The organism is Pusillimonas sp., from assembly GCF_044464525.1.
Classification (GTDB): Bacteria; Pseudomonadota; Gammaproteobacteria; order Burkholderiales; family Burkholderiaceae_B; genus Pusillimonas.
Genome location: NZ_JBIQLE010000036.1, coordinates 21655 through 30429, shown reverse-complemented (window position 1 = coordinate 30429; position 8775 = coordinate 21655). Strand labels below are relative to the sequence as shown.

9 protein-coding genes are annotated in these 8775 nt (G+C 59.9%); 3 read left to right on the top strand and 6 right to left on the bottom strand.

The genetic code is table 11. The features are described from left to right. Positions 1-29: 29 nt before the first annotated feature. The 3 genes from ACIY1O_RS15415 to ACIY1O_RS15405 form a co-directional block, all read right to left on the bottom strand. Positions 30-1949 carry a CHASE2 domain-containing protein gene (locus ACIY1O_RS15415; protein ID WP_397475982.1) on the bottom strand — a complete coding sequence of 640 codons (1920 nt, stop codon included), beginning with the start codon at positions 1947-1949 and terminating at the stop codon, positions 30-32. An 80-nt stretch (positions 1950-2029) separates the two neighbouring features. Beyond that, a complete protein-coding gene (locus tag ACIY1O_RS15410; RefSeq protein WP_397475981.1) occupies positions 2030-3121 on the bottom strand; it encodes a FecR domain-containing protein in 1092 nt (363 codons plus the stop codon). Between the two features lie 59 nt (positions 3122-3180). Continuing rightward, complete coding sequence (locus tag ACIY1O_RS15405; RefSeq protein WP_397475980.1) at positions 3181-3894, bottom strand: response regulator transcription factor; 714 nt, start codon at positions 3892-3894, stop codon at positions 3181-3183. A gap of 153 nt (positions 3895-4047) precedes the next feature. Between ACIY1O_RS15405 and ACIY1O_RS15400 the strand changes: the two genes are divergently transcribed. From ACIY1O_RS15400 to ACIY1O_RS15390, 3 genes are all read left to right on the top strand, one after another. Further along, a complete protein-coding gene (locus ACIY1O_RS15400) occupies positions 4048-4299 on the top strand; it encodes a hypothetical protein (protein WP_397475979.1) in 252 nt (83 codons plus the stop codon). A gap of 26 nt (positions 4300-4325) precedes the next feature. Further along, positions 4326-5246, top strand: coding sequence for a YihY/virulence factor BrkB family protein (locus ACIY1O_RS15395; RefSeq protein WP_397475978.1), 921 nt, complete (start codon positions 4326-4328; stop codon positions 5244-5246). A 153-nt stretch (positions 5247-5399) separates the two neighbouring features. After that, on the top strand, positions 5400-5768 hold the full coding sequence (locus tag ACIY1O_RS15390; RefSeq protein WP_397475977.1) for a DUF4168 domain-containing protein: 369 nt from the start codon (positions 5400-5402) through the stop codon (positions 5766-5768). A 75-nt stretch (positions 5769-5843) separates the two neighbouring features. Here ACIY1O_RS15390 and ACIY1O_RS15385 read toward each other — a convergent pair whose 3' ends face one another. From ACIY1O_RS15385 to ACIY1O_RS15375, 3 genes are read right to left on the bottom strand one after another with little or no spacing between them, the layout of a single operon-like run. Continuing rightward, entirely contained in the window at positions 5844-7271 is a 1428-nt protein-coding gene (locus ACIY1O_RS15385) for a YdgA family protein (RefSeq protein WP_397475976.1), read from the bottom strand. A gap of 38 nt (positions 7272-7309) precedes the next feature. After that, positions 7310-8281 (bottom strand): 4-hydroxy-3-methylbut-2-enyl diphosphate reductase, encoded by a 972-nt coding sequence (gene ispH / locus ACIY1O_RS15380; RefSeq protein WP_397475975.1) that lies wholly within the window; start codon positions 8279-8281, stop codon positions 7310-7312. Further along, positions 8281-8757 carry an FKBP-type peptidyl-prolyl cis-trans isomerase gene (locus ACIY1O_RS15375; RefSeq protein WP_397475974.1) on the bottom strand — a complete coding sequence of 159 codons (477 nt, stop codon included), beginning with the start codon at positions 8755-8757 and terminating at the stop codon, positions 8281-8283. Before ACIY1O_RS15375 ends, ispH begins: the two co-directional genes overlap by 1 nt. Positions 8758-8775 lie beyond the last annotated feature (18 nt).

The following is an 8775-nucleotide window of genomic DNA, read 5'->3' as shown; positions in this document are numbered from 1 at the left end:
GCGCGCGGAAATATCCAGTCTGGAGAGCATCATTGGCGCCCAGGCAGACGCTCTTGAAGCCCTGCGTCGTCAGAAGCCAGGCCCAAAAGCCTAAGCCGGAAAACACTACCCTCGCCAGGGGTGCTATCCACCTCGACACGCCCCGCGTGGCGCAACACCACGGCGCGCACAAAGGCCAACCCCAAACCACTTCCGTCCGGGTTGTCCGGTACATTCTCGTCAAAACGCCGAAAGGGTTCAAAGAGAAAGACTTGCTGCTCAGGCGTCATGCCCCGTCCCGTATCCTGTACCTCTACGACCCAGTACGGCTCTCGAGCTTGCAATCGGCACCATACCCGCGACCCCTGCGAACTATATTGGATGGCGTTGGCAATAAGGTTGCCCAAGGCTCGTCCAAGCATTTCCTCGTCAGCCATCACGCGAGCCGGCCCTCGCACGCCGTCCAAGTCAAGCGTGATCTTGCGGTGTTGCGCCATGGGCCAGTGCTCATCGCATACTGACTGAAGCAAATCAGCCAGATCGATCTCTTTGAAAGCCAGCTCCATGGACTCAGCCCGCGCCAGGCGTACAAAGCCATCCACCAGGCCAAGGGTGCGGGATGCGCTGCGATCGATGCGGTTCAATAACTCTGCTTCGGCCAGAGGCTCCTTGCCAAGGCGCTGCAACTGGGTTAGCGCCAGTATTGCATTCTGCGGCGAACGCATATCGTGGGAAAGAAAACGTAGCGCTTCCTCGCGAAGCCCTATGGCCTGGCGCAGCACGCCCATGGCCTGGTGCAGCCTTACCATGCGGGCAGGCAGGGAACGGTCACCCGAGATGCCGGCCTGATCGGGCAGGGCTTGAGTGTGCATCAGATTTTGGGCATAAAGGGTATCAAGTTCGGCATCGATCTGCTTCAAGGCAGCTTCCTGAAGCCTCCAGCTCCACACGGGGTATGCCAGTACCATCCCGATCAGTGCTGCCGAAGGCCCTATCCAGAACTGGGCATGAAGCATCAATAGCCAGTCTATGATGAAGATCAACACGCCGATGGCCAGCATGACCAAGAAAGCACGGCTGGGCGACAGGCGACTCAAGGCCAGCCACACCAGCAAAACCGGCAACATGCTTAACAGCGCCGCCTGGACCCGGCTGGGGGTGCTGATCCAATGATGGCCCAGTGCATTATGCAGGCCGGTCGCCAGAATTTCAACGCCCGCCATTGGCTCGCCCGCTTTGGAAAGCGGAACGGACAAGGTGTCGCCCAGGGCGGCGGCCCAGGCTCCGACCAAAACATATTTATCTTCGAAAGCCGCTGCGGGCACAGAGCCGTCCAACACACGGGCATAGGGATACATCGTGAAGCTGCCGGGTTCACCGGCAAAAGCAATCAAGCGGGGATCGCCATTTTCTTGCGCGCGCCCCCAAGACCCGCGTTCTGTTTCGCCGGCCGCTTCCAGCATGGCCGGGACAAAGTGCTCAACCCGGCCATGCGCTGTGTCCAGATAGGAGTGCATGGAACGCACGACACCGTCCGGATCGAGCTCGACATTGATAAACCCCACAGCCGCGGCAGCTTGTGCCAGCATGGGCAGCGGGCCTTGTATGCGATCAGGCTCCACGACCAGCGGAAGCACCACCCGCCCATGCTGCGATATGGCGTGCGCCAATGCCCGGTCGTCATGGGGATAGGCCGGATTGGAGTCGCTTAGCACCAAGTCCAGTCCCACTGCCTTCGCCGCCCCCAGGCGCTCGAGCAATTGCGCATGCACCCCCCGGCGCCACGGCCAGTATCCAAGCTCTGCAATGCTGCTGTCATCCAGGGCAATGATCACGATATCTTCGGAAGGTTGCTGGTGCGCCAGCGCCATTATCCGCCCATACAACAGATTATCGAATCGATCGAGCGCCAGATGCTGGCTGTAATAACTGAGTAAAAAGGTTAGCAGCATCAAAGCGGGTACGGTCACGAACCATTCCAGGCGCAGGCGTCGTTCAAGCCCGCCTGTTTGGTTTCGCACCCCTTTGGCTCGCGTGAACATCGGCCCGATCAGTAATCAGCGACGATCACCAGCCCGCCGGCAGCAGATGATATGGGGTTGCTCGACCTATCCAGCAGCACATAAGCCCCTTCAAAAGCCGCGCTTGCATCCATTCCGCCGATACCCGCTTCGTCGACGCCTCGCACGAAAACATAATGAGTGCCCGGGCCCGATGCGGCGAACTGGGCCGGCGGCGAGTCGATGGTTCGTTGAGACACTAATTGGCCGCCGTTGGAATCGCGGGCCACGCTGACCACGTAGGCGGCGGCGCCGGCCAGCGGCTCGAAATCAATCGACCAGCCGCCCGGCCCGCGCGAAGGCACGGAAAGCTCTGGGGCCGGCAGCAGGCTGCGAACGCCCAGGCTTTGTCCTGCGGGATCGATCGCCACACCTTGCCGTTCGCGCAGTACCAGCTCGGGTGCGACAGTACCATCGACGCCCGCCATGCCGCTGACGACTTCGCTGCGAGACCCTCCGGCGGCCGCATGAACGCGCATACGCGTGCCTCGCACTCCAGTCACACTGACGGGCGTGCGCACCTCGAAGCGGCCCACGCCTGTCTGGTTGGGCGCAACTTGCGTCTCGACCGAGCCGGCCTCCATTTCAATAATCGAGTCTGTCAGGCCCGCCCCCACGAACTCGCGCAACCTGCTGATGACAAGGTGGGTGGACGGCGGGACGCTGACGACACTGCCATCGGTCAATTGCAATGAGACAAAGCCGTTTTCCCCTGTTTCAACGGCCTGGCCTTCGGACACGGAAGATGCCGCATGCAGGGCGCCGCCATCGACTGAAACCTGGCCTACGGCGTGCAGTACCTGCGCCGAGGACTCGCGCAGAGGAATCATCGAAAAAGGGATGCGAAGCAGCCTGGCGATTTGAAGCCGATAAGGGTCTTCAACCGCATTGAGCTGCTGCAGCGCACGCCAGTTCGAAGACTCGAGCGTATAGCGCTGCGCCAGTTCGCCCAGGGTATCGCCCCGAACCACGCGATAAAGAAAATCATCCCCCTTGGCGCCGGCCGGCTGGGCGGGCGCTGTAAGGGGTGACATCAGGCCGCAGGCAAGCATCACGATGCAAAGTATGCGAATTAAGGACATGGAGAGTTCTTTAGTCGTTATGGTTTTTGATCAATAAAACGTACAGTGACCGCGCGGCGTCAGGAACCGCCGTCGCCGGTATCGCCGACAATCTCAAGGCGGTAGCCCAGCGCATATGACGATGCAAGGCGCACACCGTTCTCGGGTCGCAAGTGCAGCTTTTGCCGAATGTTTGAAAGGTGCGTGTCAAGCGTGCGCGAGGTGGCGGGAATCTCGCGATTCCAGACAGCGGCGCTTAAAACATCACGCGAAAAAAGCCGGCCCGGATTCCGAAAGAACAGCAAGGCCAATTCGAATTCTTTGGGAGCCAGCTCTATGGGCTCATTATCAATACAAGCCAACCCTTTTTTTTCGTCGAAAGTATAACGGCCAAGCTGCAATTCCTCTTGCCCCGCCACCGCCTCTACTGCACGCCGACGCAACAACGCCTCGACGCGCGCCACCAGCTCGCCCGGCCTGATGGGCTTGGAGATGTAGTCGTCGGCGCCGGCCTGCAAACCGGCAACCAATTCTTGCTCGAGTATGCGGCTGGTCACGAACATCACGGGAACGTCATAGCCGATGTGGGTTCTTATCCATCTTACGACCTCGAGGCCGGTGATGTCCGGGAGTTCCCAGTCGATAAGCATCAAATCAAACGGCTGATGCTTGCGTAATGTGTCGAGCAGTTCTTTACCCAGAGCGAAGGTCGTGCACTCGTGACCCGCATCGGCCAATATGCAGCGCAGCAGTTGAGCCTGGTCGGCGTCATCTTCCAGGGAGGCAATATTCATTATTCGGTGTGAATGTTAGAGAAGCATTGACTGAACCCGGCCGTGCACCATACCCCGGCGCCGGCCCCAACTATGGTACCCGATTCGGGCACGCTATTTGCCTGTTCACTACTTATAAGTCTGCCGTTTCCACGGCATAACCGGAGGCTCACCATGCTCGTGTATGTCCCGCACTCGATTGAATTCGCCCACGTACCGGAAGTTCCACCCGACCAGCCCCCGCAAACTCCGCCGCAACGCCCCCCTGAATCCGACCCGCCGGATCCCACCGAAATTCCGCAAGACGACCCCAACGACATCCCCCCGCCGGGAGAGCCCGAACCGGACATCGATTTGCCTCCGCGCGAGGCGCCCCCAGGCGTGCGCGAACCACCGCAACCCGGACACCCGCCCGAACGAGTATGAGAACCCCGGCGCGTCCGGATCGCCTTATGCGCCCAAAGGACTACTACCACCTGACCCGGGATTCCATCAAGGCTTGGAAAGAAGACTACGCCGCCAGCATGGGCGCGGCCATCGCCTTTTATACCGCTTTTTCGATCGCGCCCTTGATGATCATCATCATCGCCATCGCGGGCTTCGTATGGGGCGAGGACGCGGTGCGCGGCGAACTGATCCGGCAACTGGGCGGCATCATCGGCAACGATGCCGCTGCAGGCATCCAGGCCCTGATTCGCAACGCCAACCGGCCCAGCCAGGGGATAACCGCCACGCTGATAAGCGTTGGCGTCCTTGTCTGGGGCTCAACCCGGGTCTTTGCCGAACTGCAAAGCGCCCTGGACCGAATATGGGAAGTGCCTCAAGCCGCGCGACAAAAAGGCATCTTGAACACGGTCCGGGCCCGCTTGCTGTCTTTTGGCCTGGTACTGGGCCTGGCCTTCCTGCTGATCGTTTCGCTTGTGATCAGCACGGGGCTGGCCGCCTTGGGGCAATGGACTGGCGGGCTCTTCCCGGGCATGGAGGCTTTGCTGCAATTTGCCAATACCCTGCTCACGTTTGGAATCACCACCATCCTGTTTGCCATGATCTTCAAGTTCATGCCGCAAGCCGCCATCGCCTGGCGCGACGTCTGGATCGGCGCCATCGTCACCGCCGTGCTTTTCGAAGCGGGCAAGCTACTGATCAGCATGTATGTGGGCAAGAGCGCTTCGGTCTCGACGCTGGCAGCGGCAGGCTCACTGATTGTGCTGCTGATCTGGGTGTATTACGCGGCCCAGGTTTTTTTGCTGGGCGCCGAATTTACATGGACCTATGCGCGCCATCATGGTTCTCATCGAGATTCGGCCGGCGCCGCAAAGCCTGAAACAGAAGCCATACGCGACCGAGTCTATGAAAATGATTCCGGTTCGTAACAGCCCTGTCCAGTTCCGACCCTGAGGCATACATTCCACGGGACGGTAACCTGCGGTTTCGCCTGGTCAAAGACCCTCACAGCGAAAACCTTGTGTCAGTCCCTGGAACGGGCAACATAGAACATGTACTCACCGCAACTTAAAGGAGTCTGCATGAAAACATGGATCACTACTGCTTGCTCGGCCGCTGTGCTCGCCTTGGGCGCCGCCGCCCCTTCGATGGCCCAGCAGGCCCAGCCGCCCGCTGCCACACAGCAAGCGCCTGTGAACTATTCCGACACCCAACTTGAGAAATTCGTGAACGCATCCAAGAAGGTCGCGGTCATTTCAGAGGAATACACACCTAAGCTGCAATCGTCCTCGGATGAAGCCACCCGCCAGGAAGTCTATCGCGAAGCAGACGAAAAAATGGTGGATGTGGTTCGCAATGAAGGTATGACCGTCGAGGAATTCAACGGCATCAATCAAGCCATCCAGCAAGACCCGGCATTGATGGAGCGCGTACAGAATATCGCCAGATAAGGGCCGTGCCGCAACCGGCCTATTGGGCGAAGGTGCATATCCCAGGGGATATGCACCTTTTTTTACGTGCCGCCCTTACATCAGGAAAACCAGCAACGCTCGCTGTATGAACTCTGGCAGGGACATTTGCCGGCCGTTGGCGTCAACGCGGCCTTCCCGGTAACTGATCTTGGTGGAGCTCGCCCCGTCTGAGATCGTGGCCAGGCCGGCAGCTTGCAGCCGGCCGACATATTCGTCATACAAGGCTGCCGCCATGGCCGTGGCTTGGGGGTCTTCGGCCTCGCCCTGTATCTGCTCGAGGGCGTGCATGAGCATTGGCTTTTCTATGTGCAGCTCAAGGTCGAGAGTGCGAATCGCCTGTTGCAGCAACGCGTCAAGCGATAGCGACGCTTCGGGTTGTGCGGGCTGGGTCAAAGAGACGACAAGCGCAGCCTGGCTTTCGCCCTTGTCATTTCTCCAGGCGACCGGCTCCAGGGCCAAAGTGGGGTTGCCCGCCAACAAGCCAATGAGCTTGTCTTGCAAAAGCGCGGCCTCAACGGGAGAGAGCTGCCATTGTTCCTGCGGACCGTGACGAGCGTTCAGTTCGTCATAGACAGCCGCCAACTCTGACAAGGCCGGCATGCTGAAATCGCGGCCGCTGACGCCAAGGGACATACTGCCCAGATTGATACTATTCGACGACACCTTGCCAAAGTCGTAACGGACGGCGCCGCCGCCCAGATCGCCCTGTCGTTCGCTGGAAACAGCCATCGTCGCATCGTGGAACGCCAGACTGCCCGCCTCAAGCAGATCAATGCTCAACCCTGCAACCCGGGTCGTGGACTGCATGCGAATCTCGTTGCCGGAAGAGATGGTGGCGTACTCAAAACTTACGTCGTCAATGATGACCCGCTCGGTACCCGGCCCCATCGAATAATCAAGCTGGTCGAATTCGCCCGTAACCTTGCTGTCGGCGAAATCGTTTTCCAACGTGGCCCTTACAGTTCCGCCCGAAAACTTCAGGACCTCGCCCTCTTGGGCCACTGCCAGGGGTTCGAATACCCATTCGGAAACCGCCTTGCCCCCGAAGCGCACCTCGGTGCGCGCGGTGACAGGCGACTCGCCGCCACGGCTGTCGAACCATGCCTGTGTAGTGGCCGAAGGCAGCAGGCGCGCCTGGCTCAAAGCCATCATGGGGATCAAGTTACCGGCCAGGACGGCGCCCGCCGGGAACGGACCGTGTTGCAGATGATCGCTTAGCAGATACTCTGTGCCGGGCTCATCTTGCACCCGCAGGGAATACACGATATCCGACGCGAAAATACCGCGTCGGTATTCGGCGATCGCCAGGGCTGCCCCTGCCCCCGACGTTTGTGGAACAAAGGATCTGGACATGCGTTCGTTGGCCTCGGCCACCGTTTGTTCGATGGTAATGCGGGCCTGTTTGCCCACGTACCACGACGCGCCGGTGTAGACAGCCGCCACCGCCACGACGGCGATGAATATACCCGTGGTTTTTCTCATTGTTGATCCAGTAAATATTGGGCCGCCTGGGCCGGCGGTTACACCACGCGCTTGCGGGACAGTTCGCGCGGCAGCGGAAATGCAATGGTTTCTTCGACACCCGGCAAAGTGCGTACCGACACCGCACCTAGCTGCTTGAGCCGTTCGATGACCCGCTCGACCAGTATATCGGGCGCCGACGCCCCGGCTGTTACACCTACGCGCCGTGTTTCATCAAGCCAGGCGGGATCGATCATGTCGGGGTCGTCGACCAGAAAAGACCGAGCGCCACGGCGCTCGGCCACCTCGCGCAGCCGATTTGAGTTGGAGCTGTTGACGCTGCCAACCACCAGCACCAGATCGCACTCCGGGGCCATGATCTTGACGGCATCCTGGCGATTCTGGGTGGCATAGCAGATGTCGCTCTTCTTGGGCTCGACGATGTTCGGAAAGCGTTTGCGCAAGGCATCGGCAACCTTCGCGGCGTCGTCCACCGACAGGGTGGTTTGAGTGACGAATGCCAGCTTGTCCGGCGAAACGACCTGAAGCTCCAAGACATCCTGCGGCGTTTCAACAAGGTACATCCCATCTTTGGACTGGCCAAGCGTGCCCTCGACCTCGGGATGGCCCCTATGGCCGATCATGATGATCTCGCGGCCCTCTGCCCGCATCTTCGCCACTTCCACGTGTACCTTGGTAACCAGGGGGCAGGTAGCGTCGAATACCTGCAAGCCCATGCGCTGGGCCTCGGCGCGAACGTCCTTGGACACCCCATGCGCCGAAAAAACCACAATGGCGCCGGCGGGCGCCTCTTCAAGCTCATCGATGAAGATGGCGCCTTTGGTGCGAAGGTCTTGCACTACGTAGCGGTTATGGACGATTTCGTGTCGCACATAGATGGGAGCGCCATGCAGCTCGAGAGCGCGTTCGACAATGTCGATCGCGCGGTCTACTCCGGCACAGAACCCGCGCGGCTGCGCCAGCACGATCTCGAGGCCTTGATCGCCCGACAGATTGGAATGATTAGCCATTACAGTACTCCAAGCAACTCGACCTCGATACGAAGGTCGGCGCCAGCCAACGGATGATTGAAATCGAACAATGCCCAGCCGTCGCCGCGTTCTTTGAAAACGCCCGAATACCGCCCGCCGTTGGGCGCGGCAAATTCAACAATGTCGCCCGGTTCGAATACCGTTCCGGGCTCGGTGTTGGCATCAAGCAAAGACTGTGTGACGCGCTGCAATAGCTCGGGGTTCCGGTCGCCATAGGCTTGCGCGGCGGTGAGCTCCATTGTGAAGCGACCGCCCTCTTCCCGGCCCACCAGTGCTTCTTCCATGCCGGGGGCCCACTGCCCGACACCCAATTGCAATGTCGCGGGCCGTTGGGTGAACGTGTCTGCAAAGACGGAACCGGCCGCCGGCCCGTTTGCGAGTTCGATTCGGTAATGCAAGGTCAGGTAGGAATCCGGACGGACAAAACCGGTCACGGAATTAGCATGGGAGGTCAAAATCTGTCACCGTAGAAA